This is a genomic window from Pelomicrobium sp. P1 (assembly GCF_052805615.1).
In genome coordinates this window covers 1-17,124 of sequence record NZ_JBRBEM010000019.1, presented here as the reverse complement: position 1 = coordinate 17,124, position 17,124 = coordinate 1, and the positions used below count along the sequence as shown (strand labels likewise).

The window sequence follows — 17,124 nt, the reverse complement described above, 5'->3', positions numbered from 1 at the left end:
TTGCGCCCGTTAAGCGAGCGCACGCGAGCGGCCGGAACTAGATCGCAGATCGAGCCGCGGTGAGCCATGTTTGAAAAAATTCTGATTGCGAACCGCGGCGACCACACGCCGCGCAGCGGCTTGTGGCTGTGGAGGCTAACGGGCGCTTTGCGCCCGTTAAGCGAGCGCATGCGAGCGGCCGGAACTAGATCGCAGATCGAGCCGCGGTGAGCCATGTTTGAAAAAATTCTGATTGCGAACCGCGGCGAGATCGCCCTGCGCATCCAGCGCGCCTGCCGGGAGCTGGGCATCAGGACCGTGGTGGTGCACTCGGAAGCGGACGCGGAGGCGAAGTACGTGAAGCTCGCCGACGAATCCGTGTGCATCGGCCCGGCGCCCTCGGCCCAGAGCTACCTCAACGTCCCCGCCATCATCAGCGCCGCCGAGGTGACCGACGCCGAGGCGATCCATCCGGGCTACGGGTTTCTCTCGGAAAACGCCGACTTCGCCGAGATGGTGGAAAAGAGCGGCTTCGTCTTCGTCGGGCCGCGCCCCGAGACCATCCGCCTCATGGGCGACAAGGTGAGCGCCAAGAACGCCATGAAGAAGGCGGGGGTGCCCACGGTGCCCGGCTACGACTCGCCCCTGCCGGACAACCCGGCGGAGATCCGCCGGATCGCCAAATCCATCGGCTACCCGGTGATCCTCAAGGCCGCCGGAGGCGGAGGCGGGCGCGGCATGCGGGTGGTGCACACGGAAGCGGCGCTGCTCAACGCCGTGGCCACGGTCCAGGCGGAGGCCCAGGCGGCCTTCGGCAACCCGGCGGTGTACATGGAGAAGTTCCTGGAAAACCCCCGCCACATCGAAATCCAGGTGCTCGCCGACGAATACCGCAACGTGGTCCACTTGGGCGACCGGGACTGCTCCATGCAAAGGCGCCACCAGAAGATCATCGAAGAGGCCCCGGCCCCCGGGCTGACCCCGCGCCAGCGGGAGAAAATCGCCGAGCGCTGCGTGGAGGCCTGCCGGCGCATCGGCTACCGAAGCGCGGGCACCCTGGAGTTCCTCTACGAGAACGGGGAGTTCTACTTCATCGAGATGAACACCCGGGTCCAGGTGGAGCATCCGGTGACCGAGATGATCACCGGGGTGGACATCGTCAAGCAGCAGATCTTGATCGCGGCGGGCGAGCGCCTGAAGTTTCGCCAGCGGGACATCGTCTTCCGCGGTCACGCCCTCGAGTGCCGCATCAACGCCGAGGATCCCTTCACCTTCAGCCCCAGCCCGGGCCGCATCACCTCCTATCACCCGCCGGGAGGACCGGGCGTACGGGTGGACTCCCATGTCTACCAGGGCTATTTCGTCCCGCCCCACTACGATTCCCTGATCGGCAAGGTCATCGCCTTCGGCGATACCCGCGAGCAGGCCATCGCCCGCATGCGCTCGGCCCTTTCGGAAATGGTGGTGGAGGGCATCAAGACCAACATCCCCCTGCACCAGGAGCTTCTCATGGACACCGCTTTCCTGCAGGGCGGGGTGAGCATTCACTATCTCGAGCAGAAGCTGGCGGGCGCGGCCAAGAAAAAGACCGCATGAAGGGCTGGCTCGCCCTTTCCCTGGCAGTGGAGGCGGCCCAGGCCGAGGCCCTCTCCGACGCCCTCCAGGCCCTGGGGGCGATCTCGGTGGAGCTGGGCGACGCGGCGCCCGAAACCAGCGCCCTGGACGACACGCCGGAGGAGCCCTTTCCCCTCTGGCCGCGCTGCCGGGTGACCGCCCTCTTTCCCGAAGGGGTCGATGGGCGGGCGATCGCAGAGGAGGCGGCCCGGCTCGCCGCCTTGGGGGCGGTCCCCCCCGTGGAGATGGCTCCGGTTTCGGAGCGGGACTGGGTGCGGGAGACCCAGTCCCAGTTCGGCCCGTTCCAGGCGAGCCCCAGGCTTTGGGTGGTGCCGAGCTGGGCGGCGCCTCCTCCCGACGCCCTCATCCCGCTGCGCCTGGATCCCGGAGTCGCCTTCGGCTCCGGAAGCCACCCGACCACGCGCCTGTGCCTTCACTGGCTTGACGCCACGGTGCGCGGTGGCGAACATGTGCTGGATTACGGCTGCGGCTCCGGGATCCTGACCATCGCCGCGATAAAGCTGGGGGCCGCCCGGGCCGTGGGGGTGGACATCGATCCGCTGGCCCTGGCGGCGAGCCGGGAGAACGCTCGGCTGAACCGGGTGGCCGCCGAATTCCATGATCCCGCCCAGCTCCCCACCGACTTCCGCGCCGACCTTGTGGTGGCCAACATCCTGGCGAGACCCTTGATGCTGCTCGCCCCCGTGCTGGTCCAGGCCCTCAAGCCCGGCGGGCGTCTCGCCCTGGCAGGCATCCTGGGGGAGCAGGTCGAAGCGGTGGCAGGGGCTTACCGGCCGACCCTGGCCCTCACCGTGGCGGCGGTGGCGGAGGAGAACTGGGTGCTGCTCGCAGGGGAGAAAAGCGCCCCATGACCATGGCGACCCGCTGCCCGGGGTGCGGCACCCTTTTCAAGATCACGGCGGAGCAGCTCCAGGTGCGGGAGGGTCGGGCGCGCTGCGGCCGCTGCCGGCAGGTCTTCAACGCCCTCGATACCCTCACCAGCCTGCCCGATCCGCCGGTGCCTGCCGTCCCCATCGAAGCGGAGCCGCCCACGCCGGAGCCCACTGGGATACCACCGGCGGAAGAGGGACAATGGGAAACGCCGCCGCCTTCCGGAGCGCAAGCCCCGGCGGAGCAAGGGACGAACGCGGGGAACGAGGCAGTCGCGGGGGAGACCGGCTGGTGGCCGGAAGAGCCGCCGGGGGTGCTCCGTCGCCGGTCTCTCTCTTGGGCCGCCGGCGCCGGGGCGTTGTTCCTCCTCCTGGTGGGCCAGCTCGCATACCTTTTCCGCGTCGAGCTGGCGACCCTCTATCCCGGCGCTCGCCCGCCCCTGGAGCAAGCCTGCGCGTTTCTGGGCTGCCAGATTCCTCTCCCGCAAAAGGCCCAATTCATCCATATCGAGGCCTCCGACTTGCAGGCGGACTCGGCACGGCCCGAGCGCCTGACCCTGATGCTGGCGCTGCGCAATCGAGCGCCGTTCCGCCAGGCCTATCCCGCCATCGAGCTCACCCTCACCGACGGGGAGGGCCGGCCCCTGGCACGGCGGGTGCTGCTGCCCCGGGACTACCTGGGGGAACGGAGCGTCGAGGCCCAGGGAATAGGACCGAACGCGGTGACCGACATCAGACTCCCCCTGGAGACGGGCGACCTGCGCCCGAACGGCTACCGCCTGTACACGTTCTATCCTTGATGGCGCTCAAAACGACCCCCCTTACTCACCTCCATCGTCGGCAGGGCGCCCGGCTGGTGGATTTCAGCGGCTGGGAAATGCCGCTCCATTACGGCTCCCAGATCGAGGAACACCATCGGGTGCGCCGGGACGCCGGGGTCTTCGACGTGTCCCACATGCTGGCGATCGACCTGGAGGGTGCGGGCGCCGAAGCGCTGCTCCGCCGGCTGCTCTCGAAGGACGTGGGCCGGCTCGCCCGCCCCGGCGCGGCCCTCTACGCCTTGATGCTCAACGAAGACGGGGGCATCGTGGACGATGTGATCGCCTACCAGCGGGGCCCCGCCGCCTTCCGGGTAGTAGTGAACGCCGGCCCGGCGGAGAAGGATCTCGCCTGGATCCGGCGCCATGGCGCGGGACTTTCGGTGACGATGACGCCGCGCCGGGATCTGGCCATCCTGGCGGTGCAGGGGCCGAACGCTCGCCGTCGCGCGGCGGAGGCGCTCCCAGCGGCCGCCGCCCTCCTGCAGGGCCTCGCCCGGTTCCAGGCGGCGGAGGCGGACGGCGCCTTCGTCGCGCGCACGGGCTACACCGGCGAGGACGGCTGCGAGCTGATGCTCCCCGCCGAGCGGGCCGAAGGCGTGTGGCGGCGGCTCCTGGACGCGGGCGTCGCCCCCTGCGGGCTGGGCGCCCGGGACACCCTGCGGCTAGAAGCCGGGTTCAACCTGTACGGTCAGGACATGGACGAGGACGTGACCCCCTTCGAGTGCGGGCTGGGCTGGGCCGTGGACCTGAACGGAACGCGGGACTTCGTGGGGCGCGCGGCACTGGCGAGCGCGCGTCCCCGCTGGCAGCGGTTGGGGCTGGTACTGGAGGACAAAGGGGTCCTGCGCCACGGCCAGCGGGTGGAATCGGCCGCTGGCGAGGGTCTCGTCACCAGCGGCGGTTTCGCGCCGACCCTGGGCCGCTCCATCGCGCTGGCGCGCGTGCCCCTGGGCGTCGCGCCGGGCGCGTCCGTGAGCGTTGCGATTCGCGATAAAATGGCGCAAGCCAAGTGCGTGCAACCGCCGTTCGTGCGCGAAGGCAAGCCGTGCGTTCCCGCGTTATCGGGCGGCGATTCCGCGAAAAGCATAAGGAACAACCCATGACCGCACCCCACCATCTGCGCTATAGCAAGACCCACGAATGGGCACGCCTGGACGATGACGGCCTGGTGACCGTGGGCATCACCCATCACGCCCAGGAGCAGCTCGGCGACATGGTGTACGTGGAGCTGCCCGAGGTGGGGAGAGCGTACAAGGCGGGCACGGAATGCGCGGTGGTGGAATCGGTGAAGGCCGCCGCCGACGTCTATGCGCCCGTGGGCGGCACCGTGGTGGCGGTGAATGAGTTGCTTGAGGCGCACCCCGAGCAGTTGAACCAGGACCCCTACGGGGCCTGGATCTTCAAGCTCAAGCCCGAGAACGCCGAGGACTTGAAGCGCCTCTTGAGCGCCGCCCAGTATCAATCCATGGTGGATGCCGACGAGGGCTGACCCGGTGAAGGAGCGCAACCTGGGCGCGCCGCCGGCGCGGCCGTGAGGTCCCGGTTTTACCCCTTAGGTTCCACGATGCCTTTCATTCCTCACACCGAGCGGGACGTGGCCGAAATGCTCGAAGCCATCGGCATCGAGGCCCTCGACGACCTGTTCGACGAGATCCCCGCGGGCCTCAAGCTCGACGCCTTCGCAGAGCTGCCGCCGGCCCTTGGAGAGGCCCAGGTTACCCGGCTGATGCTGGAGCGCGCCGAAGCGGACGGTCGTTATCTCAACTTCTGCGGCGCCGGTGCCTACGAGCATTTCGTTCCCGCCGCCGTGTGGCAGATCGTCATCCGCGGAGAGCTCTATTCCGCCTATACCCCTTATCAGGCGGAGGCGAGCCAGGGAACGCTGCAGCTCATGTACGAGTACCAGTCCATGATCTGCGCCCTGACGGCCATGGAGGTGGCCAACGCCGGCCTCTACGACGGCGCTTCCGCCCTGGGCGAAGCGGTGCTGATGGCGGTGCGCTGCCACGGCGGTGGGGCAGAGACCAGGCGCCGGGTCCTGGTTCCCCGCGCGGTTCACCCCGCTTACCGGGCCGTCGCCCGCACTCTCACCCAGCCCCAGGGCATCGAGCTCATCGAGGTGCCGTTCGATCCGGGCAGCGGCCGTACCGACTTGCAGGCCTTGGAAGCCATCGACACGGCGGGCTGCGCCGCGCTGGTGATCCCCCAGCCCAACTACTTCGGGGTGCTGGAGGATGCCGACGCCCTGTGCCGCTTCGCCCGCTCCCGGGGACTGCTGGCCATCGGGCTCGTGAACCCGATGACGGCGGCGCTCCTGAAGCCGCCGGGGGAATGGGAAGGGGAAGGCGCCGACATCACCGTAGGGGACGGGCAGCCCCTGGGCCTACCGCTTTCCGGTGGCGGTCCCTATTTCGGCTTCATGACCTGCCGCCAGGCCCTGGTGCGCCAACTCCCCGGGCGACTCGCCGGCGCCACCGTGGATCGGGACGGGCGCCGCGGTTTCGCACTGACCCTCCAGGCGCGGGAGCAGCATATCCGCCGCGCCAAGGCTACCTCCAACATCTGCACCAACCAGGGCCTGGCGGTGGCGGCGGCCACCGTGTACATGGCCCTGCTGGGGCCCGAAGGGTTGCGCCGCGTGGCCGGTCGCTGCCACGCCAACGCGCGCCGGCTGGCACGGCTGCTGGAGGCGGTGCCGGGCGTGGAGCGGCTATTCGACGGGCCCGTGTTCCACGAGATGGCCTTTCGCGTGGCGGCCCCGACCACCGAGGTGCTGCGGGCGCTGGAGGCCCAGGGCATCCTGGGTGGTGTCGAGCTGGCCCCTGACTACCCCGAACTCGGGCACGGGCTACTCATCTGCACCACCGAGACCAAAGAGGAGGACGATTTGAAGCGCTTGGCCGAGCACCTGGAACGCATTCTCGGCAAGCGCATCAAGCTTCCGCCTTGTGCGATGAAAACGTAACCCCCAAGGAGAACATGATGGTCACTTTCGCAGGCAATCCCATCACCCTCAATGGCAACTTTCCCACCGTCGGCACCAAGGCGCCCGCCTTCACCCTCGTGGGCAAGGACCTGAAAGACGTGTCCCTCAAGGACTTCGCCGGCAAGCGCAAGGTGCTCTCCATCGTGCCGAGCCTGGACACGCCCACCTGCGCCAAGTCCACCCGCGTCTTCAACGAAAAGGCTTCCAGCCTGCCCAACACCGTGGTGCTGGTGATCTCGGCGGATCTGCCGTTCGCCCAGGCGCGCTTCTGCGGCGCTGAGGGCTTGAGCAACGTCATTACCCTCTCCACGCTGCGCGGGTCCGAGTTCAAGAAAAACTACGGCGTAGAAATCGCGAGCGGGCCTCTGGCGGGCTTATGCGCCCGGGCGGTGTTGGTGCTGGACGAGAACGACGTGGTGAAGCATGCCGAACTCGTGTCCGAGATCAAGAACGAGCCCAACTACGAGGCGGCGCTGGCGGCGCTGAAGTGAGCGTTTTTCCCGATGATCGCATGCTGATTTTCGAGCTGTCGCAGCCCGGTCGCCTGAACACGGCGTTGGCCCCCGAGTGGGTGGAGCCGGAAGACATCCCAGCCGCACTGCGTCGGTGCTCCGCCATCGCCCTGCCCGAGGTATCGGAGCTGGACGTGGTGCGCCATTACACGCGGCTATCGCAACGGAATTTCTCCATCGACACCCACTTCTATCCGCTGGGCTCCTGCACCATGAAATACAACCCGCGGGCGGCCGGGGCTCTTGCGATGTTGCCCCAATTCCTGGCGCGCCATCCGCGGGCACCTGAACGCACGGGTCAAGGCTTTCTCCGTTGTCTCTACGAGCTCCAGGAAATCCTGAAGGCGGTGACCGGCATGGCCGGCGTGAGCCTGGCGCCGATGGCAGGGGCCCAGGGCGAGTTTGCCGGTGTCGCGATGATCCGCGCCTACCACGAGGCCCGGGGCGATGGAGAGCGCACCGAAATCATCGTTCCCGACGCGGCCCACGGCACCAACCCGGCCACCGCCAGCATGTGCGGCTACACGGTGCGGGAAGTGCCCACCACGCGCGATGGAGACGTGGATCTGGATGCCCTTGCAGCCGCGGTGGGACCGAAGACGGCGGGACTCATGCTCACCAACCCCTCGACGCTCGGTGTGTTCGAGCGCCGCATCCTGAACATTCAGCGCCTGGTGCACGAGGCCGGGGGGCTGCTGTACTACGATGGCGCCAACCTGAACGCCATCCTGGGACGCGTGCGTCCTGGCGACATGGGCTTCGACGTGGTCCACGTGAACCTCCACAAGACTTTTGCGACACCCCATGGCGGAGGTGGCCCGGGCGCGGGGCCGGTGGGAGTGAGCGAGAAGCTCCTGCCGTTTCTGCCCGTGCCCATCGTAACGGAGGAAGGCGGAGGGCTTCGGCTTTTGACCGAGCGCGACCGGCCCCAGACCATCGGGCGCCTGTCCGCCCACCTGGGCAACGCGGGCGTGCTTCTTCGGGCTTACGTCTATGCCCGCATGTTGGGCGCGGAAGGCATGCGCCGGGTGTCCGCCTTCGCCGCCCTCAACGCCAATTACCTCATGGTGCGGCTCAGGCAGGCAGGGTTCGAGTTGGCGTATCCCAGCCGGCGCGCGGGCCACGAGTTCGTGGTCACGCTCAAGCGCTTGAAGCAGGAGACCGGGGTGAGCGCCATGGATTTCGCCAAGCGGCTGCTCGACTACGGCTTTCACGCGCCCACCACCTATTTCCCTCTACTTGTCCCCGAATGCCTGCTCATCGAGCCCAGTGAGACCGAGTCCAAGCAGACCCTGGATGCGTTCGTGGAGGCGATGGTCCAGGTGGCGCGGGAAGCGCGCGAAGACCCCGAGCGGGTCAAGACCGCGCCCCACACCCTTCCCGTGAAGCGGCTCGACGAGACGCGCGCCGCGCGCGTGCTGGACCTGCGGTGGAAATAACCCCGCCCGAGCATCCGCGCAAAGGGGAGGCGGGACTCAAGCACGTGTGGGACGCCCTGTTCCACTCCCTGGATGGGCTGAAGGCCGCCTACCGCTGGGAAGGGGCCTTCCGCCTGGAAGTATGGATCGCCGCGGTGCTCATCCCCCTGGCCCTGTTCCTGCCCGCTTCGGGCACTGGCAAGGCCCTCATGGTGGCGAGCGTCTTCCTGGTGCTGATCGTGGAGCTGCTCAACTCCTCGGTGGAAGCGGCGGTGGACCGGGTGTCGCAGCAAAATCGCTCCCTCGCCAAACGGGCCAAGGACATTGACGGCGCGGCGGTGTTGGTGAGTGCGGTGAACGTCTCCGTCGTTTAGGCCTGCGTCATCCTCGGTTGAGTCCTGGTCGCCGGTTTCACCCGTTTCCCTGAACGCCTCCCGCCGGGAAATCCGCACCCAGTGCAGGCTGTGGGGATGTGTTGACCCCACCTGTGACTGCGCCTCTTGAAGGACTACGCTTCAGGATGCTCTGAGTTGAGAACTCGGGCTTCTTTGCTGAAATTTCCCTTCGCCGGGAAGCAAACTTCTATCAAATCATCAAGGTGCAGCTAAACAGGCAAGGCTCGGCTGTGGCTGCCACCGTTCTGGTTTTTCTCGCTGTTGTTGCGCCATGAGGAGACAAGCCTTTGTATTTTTGTGGTCTTCCTCAGCGGCATGAATATTGCGGAAAAGGGCTGCGCTCGAGCCGCAAAGGTTTGATTGTTTAACTACCAGGAGGAGTCAATGGCGTTCACCTACTTGAAAGGTCAGTTGGAAGACTGGGTGGCTCAGCGGGAGCGGTGGGAAACTCGGCGTCAATTTGGTGCCGAAGGTCCAAATAACCGCCGGCTGTGGGTCTTGGCATGCATGGACGAACGCTTGCCGGTGGATGAAGCGCTTGGCATCCGGTGCGACACGCCGGTCGGCGGTGGCGATGCCCATTTGTTCCGCAACGCTGGGGGCATTGTCACCGACGATGCCATTCGTTCGGCAATGCTGACAATCAACTTTTTTGGCACGCGGGAAATCGTGGTGCTGCAGCACACCGGCTGCGGGATGCTTTCAGCAAATGCGGCTGATCTTGAAAAGGCATTGCGTGACAAAGGAATTGACGTGGACAACGTGCCGATCGATCCCTCTTTGCCCGAACTCAAGCTCGAGAAGGGCGCGTTCGCAAAGTGGATCGGAATGATGGATGACGTGGACTTGACCTGTATTAAGTGCGTCGAGCTTTTGCGCAACCATCCACTCATACCGAAAGATGTGGTGATCAGTGGCTGGATTTGGGAAACGGAGTTCCGCAGGCTGCGCAAGCCAGATCCGAACGCGGCGACCAGAGCGGTCACCCAGGCGACGGCTGCCTCCATGAAGGTGAAGGGTAAACAGCCTCCGCGCTGGTCATAGGCGACAAGGAGGGAGAGCGCGGGAGCGACCGACCAAGTTCGGGGCATGGACGCAAGCGCTCTCCCTCTTTCGGGAGTCTTCAACAGAGGAGGGAAGCGATTCCATGCCCACGTACGATTATCGCTGCCTCGCCTGCAATGCCGTCTTCGAAGTTCAACAGCGGATACGCGCTCCTGGTCCAGTTTGTCCCGCCTGCGGCGGTGCGACGCAAAAAGTGATTCTTTCCGCGCCGGCGATCCACGACTCCTCGGCCGTCGGAAGGGAATTGGCGATGAGGTCCCTACCCGAGTGCGGAAAGGGATGCCGCTGCTGCCCCTAGGACAGGGCGCCGGGACGCGGACTGTAATTGCGCAAAGCGCTGCCATGGCTTGTGAGGGAGGAGTATGAGAGGTTCCGCGGTCTTTTTGATAAGAGCGTCTCGTTGGGACTCCTTGGGTGTCACGGCCTCCTTGCTGTGCATTACCCATTGCTTAGCGCTGCCGGTGATCGCAGTGGTATTGCCCACTTTGGCCTTGGCGGAGATCGCAACTCACAGGGTACTGGTGTTGCTCGTTTTCCTGATGGGCATTCTTGCCTTCGTGTCCGGTTACAAAAGGCATCGGAAACGAGGCGTGTGGATCGGCTGCGTGCTGGGCGTGGGCATGCTCTTGACTGCTGTATTGCTGCCGGAGCAGCTAGTGAGTGAAGCGCTCGAGACAGTGCTCACGGTAGCAGGCGGAGCGGTAATGATCGTCTCGCATGTCGCTAACGCGCGATTCTGTCGCGTCTGTTTGAACTGCGGCGAAGGCGGCTGCGGCGCGGTGTGAGAGTGACAAGACCTTCAAGCGGGGAGAGTGCGCTGACCAGCATTTGCGAGCGTGCCTTTCGGGAGTGCGAGAAGAGAGAGGAAGGAGAAAGAGATGACGCGGCTATTGTGCACAACGGTCTTCCTCGGCGCCTTGTTTTTTTATTCTGTAGCCCAGGCCGAACCGCAGCCTAGGGAAACAAGCCGCGGCTTGGGTCTCGATGTGGCGGTCGGTCTGATGCATGTCTCGCCTCAGATCGACTCTCCAGTGATCGGCGCCGACGCCAGCACCGAGACTAATCCGGTAGTCGGCCTGACGTACCATTTGAACGAAAGCATCGCGCTGAACACGGCACTCGGCATTACGCGGCATGAGTTTTCAGCGCCGGGCCTGGGGAACCTCGGCAAGGTCAGCCTTGCCCCGTTTCACGTGGTGGTCCAGTACCGTTTTCTGCCCGGGAGCGCCTTCAGGCCCTACGTGGGCGTAGGTGTCAATCGCACCGTATTTTTCCGGCAAGGCGGTCCGGTGTTCTCCCTGCTGGAGGACTTCAAGTCCAGCACCGGGCCGGTCCTGCAAGCGGGCTTCGACTATGCCTTGGGCAAACAGTACTTCCTAAATTTGGATTTCAAGAAGTTCTACATCGACACCGACGTGGTCTTCAAAGGGGGCTCCAAGGTAGAGACTATTGGTTTGGATCCCACAGTGATCAGCGCCGCCATCGGCTACCGCTTTTAGATGTCCCGCAGCGAAGGAGCTAGCCTTGGTGAGGTGTTCATACTTGAGGCCCCAATGTTGTCGTCGCTTAGGTTGTCGGCGGCCAGAGAGGGGACGCCTGCCGTGCAAAAGGCTAAGCGGGCTGTCGACGTCAGAGTGCCGGTGCCGTACTTGTCTTCGCTTCGCCACGCTTCTCGCCTTGCTTTGCCTGGCGATGAGCGAGCCAAAGCCTGCGGCCGCAATGGAATTGGTCGAGAGACAGGGGGCGGGTCAGGGTAGCCGTATTGCCCAACTTGGAGGGGACGCCGTTACTCTTGCCGGGGCGACTAGCCACCGTGAGCCGCTTGGCAAAGCGCAACAGGAAAGCGGCGATCAGTTGCCTGGCGTACCAGGAGCCGAACTCAGTCTCACCTATGTCGGTATGATTGGCGTAAGCACCGCGGAGGACGCAACGCTCGCTATTTTGCAGGGGGGTGCGCACGAGGCGAACCGCAATGCCCGCCCGCTGCATTTGTTTACCCTGCATCCCAGGGTCGCCTTTATCCGAAACGCCGCAGTGGAGGCCAGCGCCATGCTGCGTGCGTCTCCCGGCGATGGGATCACGGCGGAGCTGGAAGAGGCGTATCTAATCCTGGGTGACGGGCGCGATCATCCGCAGCTCAAGCTCGGCCGCTTCTTTGCTGAAGTGGGGCGCTTCAATCCAGAGCATTTCGAGGATTCACATTTCGTCGACAAACCCGTCATCCATACCCGTCTCTTCGGCCCCGAGCAGCTTAGCAACGGGGGTATCAGGATTCTATGGCCCTTCTCTGGGACATACAGGCTTTTCTACGGCGTGCAGAGCGCTCGGGGCGAGACGGCGAGCAGTTTTTTGTTTGAACCGGGCGAAGAAGTGGGGGGGCACGGTCTGATCGCCCGCCGTTCCAGAGGACTGCGCGAGCGGCTGCATTGGGTGCGTGGAGAGACAGAAGGGACCCTCTCCGAAGGATCGAGGGTCGTATCGGGGCTCACCGCATTATGGGGCCCCAACGCGAGTGGAATGACGACGACCACTTCGATCATCGAGGCGGATGTTGAACTGCGACGAACCCCGGGCCCTGGCCCCTTGGGGGGCTTGACCAGCTTTAGGCTGGAAGCACTCGGGCGCCGCTATGAAGCTGGCGACCCAGGGAATGCTGATCGGGAGACGCTCAGGGACTGGGGGCTGGTTGTGCAAGGCGTTTGGCGCTTGGAGCGGACGCTGGCAGCCGGCATGCGCCTGGAGTACGCCGACGGTCGCAACGGCAAAACGCCTGACCCAGAACGGAGCCGGCGTATGCGGGCAACGGCAAGTCTGACCCGATTCTTGGGCCGGTACGTAGGCCTCCGAGTGCAGTACAACCGGGATTGGCCGACGGGACTCCAGGGGGCGGAAAATTCCTTCTGGCTTCAGCTCAAGCTGACAACCGAAAGGGTAGACGCGGCTTACGCCCACTAACGGGTGTTGTACTCGAGAAATTGTACTTCTTAGCGCGAAGCGCAAGTTCGTATGTACACCAAACTGATTCAATGCGTTTTTTCTGATACGCGTTTCCAGTCGGGAAGATATTTTTCTTAAACGCCTACTCCTTAGGCGCATCTAATTGATTTAACAATAAAATTACTGGCTTCGTCTTGGTACGATGATTGCACTATAGTTGAAAAAATAATCGCTTAGCGCTACGCGCAAGGAGGAGGCCATGACGAGCCAGTCACATTCGAAGTTGAGCGCGATCTCTTTCCTGCAAAGCTTCGTGGTCCAGAGCCTAAAGGTGGCCAATCAGCTCGGGTGCAGCCAGTGTGGAAGAAAATCGAGTTACATCGAGCACTTGGGTTTGGGGGCGAGTATTTGTTTTGAAAAAGCATGCCGTGAGCATAAAGGCATTGGAGATGGGCCGCTGACTGCAGATCAGTACGCCGACGTGATCGTGTCCATTAAAAACCAGATCGGTGGAAATTTTTCCCGCGCTTCTAGCCAAGCGGGTGTGGTGCGGGTCGTGAATACGCGCTGCCCATTCGGGGACGCGGTGAAGGAGGCTCCCGAACTATGCCGCATGACTTCCAGCGTTTTCGGCGGAATCGCCGCTCGCAACATGGGTTATGCAAAGGTGGAACTCAAAAAGCGCATCGCTACGGGTGCCGACATGTGCGAGGTCCTCATTTATCTTGATCCGGAGAAGGCTAAAGGAAAGGAGGGAGACGAATACCACCGGGCCGGCGATCTCATTGTCTCCACGTCCCTTTCGTCTGAAGTCACCATGCGGGTTCAGGAGAAATTCCGCCAGTTCTGGTGCGCTGTCCCTGACGGAAGCCCAGGGCGTGCAGGGCGACCCAGTATCGTTGCCGAGTCGGCGGCCATGCGCAGAGCGTTGGAGGCTGTGGAACGGGTTGCGCCCACGACAGCGACGGTTTTGATCCTGGGTGAAACCGGCGTCGGCAAGGAGGTCATCGCGCGCGCCATCCACGCGCTGAGCGGGCGCAGAAATCGTGAACTTGTGGCCGTCAACTGCGGTGCGATTCCGGAGAGCTTGATCGAGAGCCAACTCTTTGGTCACGAGAAAGGGGCTTTCACGGGCGCCTATCAAGTCCACCACGGCTTCTTCGAGCGCGCGGAAAGGGGCACGCTGTTTTTGGACGAAATCAATTCGCTGCCGCTGTCTGCCCAGACGCGCCTGCTGCGCGTTCTCCAGGATGGTACCTACGAGCGGGTCGGGGGGAAGCACACGCTGCGCGCGGACGTGCGAGTGGTCGCCGCCTCGAACCGCAGCATCGAAGAAATGGTCGCCGCTGGACAATTCCGGCGCGACCTCTTTTATCGGCTGAACGTGGTTCCCATCTACATTCCCCCGCTGCGCGAGAGGAAGGAAGACATTTCGGCGCTTACCCACCACATGCTCAGCCAGCTATCTGAGAAATATGGGACCGCGGCGAAAACGCTGAGCGAGCGAGCTTGGATCCAGATTATGACCTACGATTGGCCGGGGAATGTACGGGAGCTAGAGAACGTCCTGGAGCGCTCCTTCCTGTTCGCCGAGGGGGCGGTCATTGAGGAGATCCTATTTGATTCCCAGGCTTGCGCGCTTCGCACCGAGCCGGAACGCTTTGGGCTACGGATGATCAAGAGACAGGCCGCCATGCAGATTGAAGACAAGGTCATTCGTGAGGCGCTTGCGCGTTATGGAGGGAATGTGACGGCTGTGGCGCGGGAGATGGGCATCACGCCCAGGGCGGTGCATTTTAAGCTCAAGGCTTATGGCATTGATGCCAAGCTTTATCGCAACCGCAAGGGTGCGCTGGCAAAAGGCGGCTGCGAGCGCGAAGCGATGCTTCCCTTACGCTGAGGGCCTTTATGAATTCACGTTGAGGCTTCGTTTCATGGCCAAGATCGGTGTTGTGGTGGTTTCGGGGATGCGGGAGCGGTTGCAGATGGCGGCGATGGTGGCCTCGGTGGGGGCGGTGAGCGGCCACGAAGTGGCGGTGTTCTTATCGATGAATGCTTTGCCCTATTTTCGCCGAGGGGTTGAGCCCCTGGCGCTGGCCGAGGGCGAGGCGGGTGTGCGGCTGGAAGAGAGGCGGGCGCCGCCTTTCAAGCAGCTGTTTCAACAGGCGGTGGAGCTGGGGCAGGCCAAGCTCTATCCCTGTTCGATGGCGATGGACGTGCTGGGTTTGCAGCGCGAGGACTTGGAGCCTTATCTGGCCGAGCCCTTGGGGCTGACGAAGTTTTTAGAGGATTGTCAGGATGCCCAGGTCTGGTCGTTCTGAGGTGGGGGGTGATGGTCAAAAAGATCGTGGATGCCCGCGGCAGTTTCTGTCCAGGGCCCCTGATGGAGTTGATTGCGCAGCTCAAGCTCGTTGAAGTGGGCGACGAGCTGGAAGTGCTCTCCACCGACCGGGGTTCGGCCCACGACATCCCGCAGTGGGTGCGCAAGGTGGGGCACGAGTTGCTCGGCAGCCGAGAGGAGGACGGCGTCTGGCACATCACGGTGCGCAAGGCCAAATAGCGGATTCACAGCAACCCGAGGGGCAGCGATGAAGATCTTGATTGTCGGCGGCGGGATGGGCGGCACCATTCTCGGCAACAACTTAGCGCGGCGGCTGCGGCCGGAGCTCAAAGCGGGCGCGGTGCGCCTGATCATGCTCTCGGCCTCCGAGCGCCACATGTATCAGCCGGGGCTGCTCTATGTGGCGCTGGGGCGCATGACGCCGGAGGAGCTCTACCGCGAGCAAGCGAGCCTGCTCGAGCCGGGGATCGAGTTTCAAGTCGATCCGGTGACCGAGTTTTGGCTGGACAAGAACCAGGTCAAGACCCAGAGCGGGGCGGTCTACGACTACGACATCCTGGTAATTGCCACCGGCTCCCGTATGGCGCCGTAGCTGACGCCGGGGCTGGCCGAAAACGCCCACTGCTTCTATACCGAAGCCTCGGCGGTGAAGATGTTCAAGGCGCTGCAGGGCTTCAAGGGTGGCAAGGTGGTGATCGCCATGGGCGTGCCCCACAAGTGTCCTATGGCGCCGCTGGAGATCACCTTCATGCTGCACGACTACTTTCAGGAGCGGGGCATTCGGGACAAGGTCCAGATCCACTACACCTATCCCCTCGGGCGCATCCACACGCTCGAGAACGTGGCCCGGTGGGCGGCGCCCGAGTTCGACCGTCTGGGCATCACCTACGAGACCCTGTTCAACCTGAAGGCGGTCGATGGAGACAAGCGCCTTGTCTACAGCGAAGAAGGCGCCGAGGTGAGCTACGACCTGCTGATCACCATCCCGGCCCATCGGGGGATGGAAGTGATCGAGAAAAACGGCTTGGGGGCGGGGGGCTGGATTCCCACCGACCGGTATCGGCTCAACATGGAGGGGCGCGACAACGTCTTCGTCCTCGGCGACACCACCAATCTTCCCATCAGCAAAGCGGGCTCGACGGCCCACTTCGAGGCCGAGGTATTGGGCGAGAACCTGGCGGCGCTGGTGCGGTTCGGCGTGCCGGTGCGCGACTACGACGGCAAGGTGTTCTGCTTCATCGAAGCGGGCAAGGACCGCGCCACCTATGCCATGTTCAACTACACCCAGCCGCCCCAGCCGCAGCCGCCCACCCGCGCGGTGCACTGGTTCAAGGTGGCCTACAACAAGCTCTACTGGCTCTCGGCGCGGGGCCTGCTTTAAGCGGAGGCGAGGCATGGAAGCGCAAGGGCAAGGGGGTGCGCTCTGCGAGTGGGAGCACTTGACGGGGGCGGCCCGAGACGCGGTCACCGACGACATGGTGGCGCGGCTGGCGGAGGCGGCGGGCGCGGGCCTGGGGCTTGTGGATCGGTTGAGCCGTGGCGGGCTTGATCGCCTGGTGGCGATGCTCGAGCGGCTGGAAGCGCAAGGGGCGCTGGAGCGCATCGCCCAGGCGCTGCCCCGGGTGCTGGCGCGGCTGGAGACGGTGGAGGCGCTGCTGGCGAGCCTGGAGCAGGCGGTCCAGGCGGCGGAGAAAGCGCCGGCGGCGGGGGGCTTAAGCGGGCTGTGGCGGCTGCTCAAGGAGGCGCAAAGCCAGCAGGCGCTGGGCCTGTTTCTCGCCTGGGGCCGGGCGCTCAAGAAGCGGCTTCAGGGGGGCGAAGGCGCAGGGGCAGCCTCTGGGCGCTGAGCGCCCGAGCGGGGACCGGCATTTCCCGCGACGGACGAACAGATGGACAAACGGACAAGCGAGGAGCCCATGGGAAGCAAAAAGGCGATGGTTGCGGTGGTGGCGGCAAGCCTGGGGCTCGGGGGGGCCAGCAGCCTGGCCGCCGAAGACCTTCAGGCGCGCAGTTGGGCGGCGAGCTGCGCCGCCTGTCACGGTACCGAGGGGCGCGCGGTGGGCGGCATGCCGGCGCTGGCGGGGAAACCCAAGGAAGATCTTTACAAGGCGCTCAGAGCCTTCAAAGACGGCTCGAAGCCCGCCACCGTCATGCACCAGCACGCCAAGG

The 17,124-nt window shown here is 64.5% G+C and carries 19 protein-coding genes and 1 pseudogene; all 20 read left to right on the top strand.

Features of this window, described 5'->3' with window-relative positions; genetic code table 11:
• Window positions 1-213 precede the first annotated feature (213 nt).
• Entirely contained in the window at window positions 214-1,575 is a 1,362-nt protein-coding gene (gene accC / locus ACUVYZ_RS15935) for an acetyl-CoA carboxylase biotin carboxylase subunit (RefSeq protein WP_439935449.1), read from the top strand.
• Entirely contained in the window at window positions 1,572-2,465 is an 894-nt protein-coding gene (prmA, locus tag ACUVYZ_RS15930) for a 50S ribosomal protein L11 methyltransferase (RefSeq protein ID WP_439935450.1), read from the top strand. Before accC ends, prmA begins: the two co-directional genes overlap by 4 nt.
• Window positions 2,462-3,283 carry a zinc-ribbon and DUF3426 domain-containing protein gene (locus ACUVYZ_RS15925; protein WP_439935451.1) on the top strand — a complete coding sequence of 274 codons (822 nt, stop codon included), beginning with the start codon at window positions 2,462-2,464 and terminating at the stop codon, window positions 3,281-3,283. The genes prmA and ACUVYZ_RS15925 overlap by 4 nt, the downstream gene beginning before the upstream one ends.
• Complete coding sequence (gene gcvT / locus ACUVYZ_RS15920; RefSeq protein WP_439935452.1) at window positions 3,283-4,407, top strand: glycine cleavage system aminomethyltransferase GcvT; 1,125 nt, start codon at window positions 3,283-3,285, stop codon at window positions 4,405-4,407. The genes ACUVYZ_RS15925 and gcvT overlap by 1 nt, the downstream gene beginning before the upstream one ends.
• A complete protein-coding gene (gene gcvH / locus ACUVYZ_RS15915) occupies window positions 4,404-4,793 on the top strand; it encodes a glycine cleavage system protein GcvH (protein ID WP_439935453.1) in 390 nt (129 codons plus the stop codon). The genes gcvT and gcvH overlap by 4 nt, the downstream gene beginning before the upstream one ends.
• A gap of 75 nt (window positions 4,794-4,868) precedes the next feature.
• On the top strand, window positions 4,869-6,269 hold the full coding sequence (gcvPA, locus tag ACUVYZ_RS15910) for an aminomethyl-transferring glycine dehydrogenase subunit GcvPA (protein WP_439935454.1): 1,401 nt from the start codon (window positions 4,869-4,871) through the stop codon (window positions 6,267-6,269).
• 17 nt (window positions 6,270-6,286) lie between these two features.
• On the top strand, window positions 6,287-6,781 hold the full coding sequence (gene tpx / locus ACUVYZ_RS15905; protein ID WP_439935464.1) for a thiol peroxidase: 495 nt from the start codon (window positions 6,287-6,289) through the stop codon (window positions 6,779-6,781).
• 20 nt (window positions 6,782-6,801) lie between these two features.
• Window positions 6,802-8,241, top strand: a complete 1,440-nt coding sequence (gene gcvPB / locus ACUVYZ_RS15900; protein WP_439935455.1) for an aminomethyl-transferring glycine dehydrogenase subunit GcvPB — start codon at window positions 6,802-6,804, stop codon at window positions 8,239-8,241.
• Window positions 8,238-8,594 (top strand): diacylglycerol kinase, encoded by a 357-nt coding sequence (locus ACUVYZ_RS15895; RefSeq protein WP_439935465.1) that lies wholly within the window; start codon window positions 8,238-8,240, stop codon window positions 8,592-8,594. The genes gcvPB and ACUVYZ_RS15895 overlap by 4 nt, the downstream gene beginning before the upstream one ends.
• A 405-nt stretch (window positions 8,595-8,999) precedes the next feature.
• Window positions 9,000-9,659 (top strand): beta-class carbonic anhydrase, encoded by a 660-nt coding sequence (locus ACUVYZ_RS15890; RefSeq protein WP_147800720.1) that lies wholly within the window; start codon window positions 9,000-9,002, stop codon window positions 9,657-9,659.
• Window positions 9,660-9,762: 103 nt separating this feature from the next.
• Window positions 9,763-9,978 (top strand): FmdB family zinc ribbon protein, encoded by a 216-nt coding sequence (locus ACUVYZ_RS15885; protein ID WP_439935456.1) that lies wholly within the window; start codon window positions 9,763-9,765, stop codon window positions 9,976-9,978.
• Between the two features lie 112 nt (window positions 9,979-10,090).
• A complete protein-coding gene (locus ACUVYZ_RS15880) occupies window positions 10,091-10,465 on the top strand; it encodes a MerC domain-containing protein (RefSeq protein ID WP_446033085.1) in 375 nt (124 codons plus the stop codon).
• Between the two features lie 93 nt (window positions 10,466-10,558).
• Complete coding sequence (locus tag ACUVYZ_RS15875) at window positions 10,559-11,179, top strand: OmpW/AlkL family protein (RefSeq protein ID WP_439935458.1); 621 nt, start codon at window positions 10,559-10,561, stop codon at window positions 11,177-11,179.
• A gap of 220 nt (window positions 11,180-11,399) precedes the next feature.
• Window positions 11,400-12,635: a hypothetical protein gene (locus ACUVYZ_RS15870; protein ID WP_439935459.1), complete on the top strand. Its 1,236-nt coding sequence runs from the start codon at window positions 11,400-11,402 to the stop codon at window positions 12,633-12,635.
• 241 nt (window positions 12,636-12,876) lie between these two features.
• Window positions 12,877-14,517, top strand: coding sequence for a sigma 54-interacting transcriptional regulator (locus ACUVYZ_RS15865; protein ID WP_439935460.1), 1,641 nt, complete (start codon window positions 12,877-12,879; stop codon window positions 14,515-14,517).
• Between the two features lie 34 nt (window positions 14,518-14,551).
• A complete protein-coding gene (locus ACUVYZ_RS15860; protein WP_439935461.1) occupies window positions 14,552-14,938 on the top strand; it encodes a DsrE/DsrF/DrsH-like family protein in 387 nt (128 codons plus the stop codon).
• An 11-nt stretch (window positions 14,939-14,949) separates the two neighbouring features.
• Window positions 14,950-15,177, top strand: coding sequence for a sulfurtransferase TusA family protein (locus ACUVYZ_RS15855; protein ID WP_147800727.1), 228 nt, complete (start codon window positions 14,950-14,952; stop codon window positions 15,175-15,177).
• A gap of 28 nt (window positions 15,178-15,205) precedes the next feature.
• Window positions 15,206-16,339 (top strand): annotated as a pseudogene (locus tag ACUVYZ_RS15850) (NAD(P)/FAD-dependent oxidoreductase).
• 13 nt (window positions 16,340-16,352) lie between these two features.
• The gene (locus tag ACUVYZ_RS15845; protein WP_439935462.1) at window positions 16,353-16,802 is read left to right on the top strand and encodes a hypothetical protein; all 450 of its coding nucleotides are present in this window, start codon (window positions 16,353-16,355) and stop codon (window positions 16,800-16,802) included.
• Window positions 16,803-16,871: 69 nt separating this feature from the next.
• Window positions 16,872-17,124, top strand: a 253-nt coding sequence (locus ACUVYZ_RS15840) for a c-type cytochrome (protein ID WP_446033084.1), incomplete at its 3' end; no start/stop codon positions are given.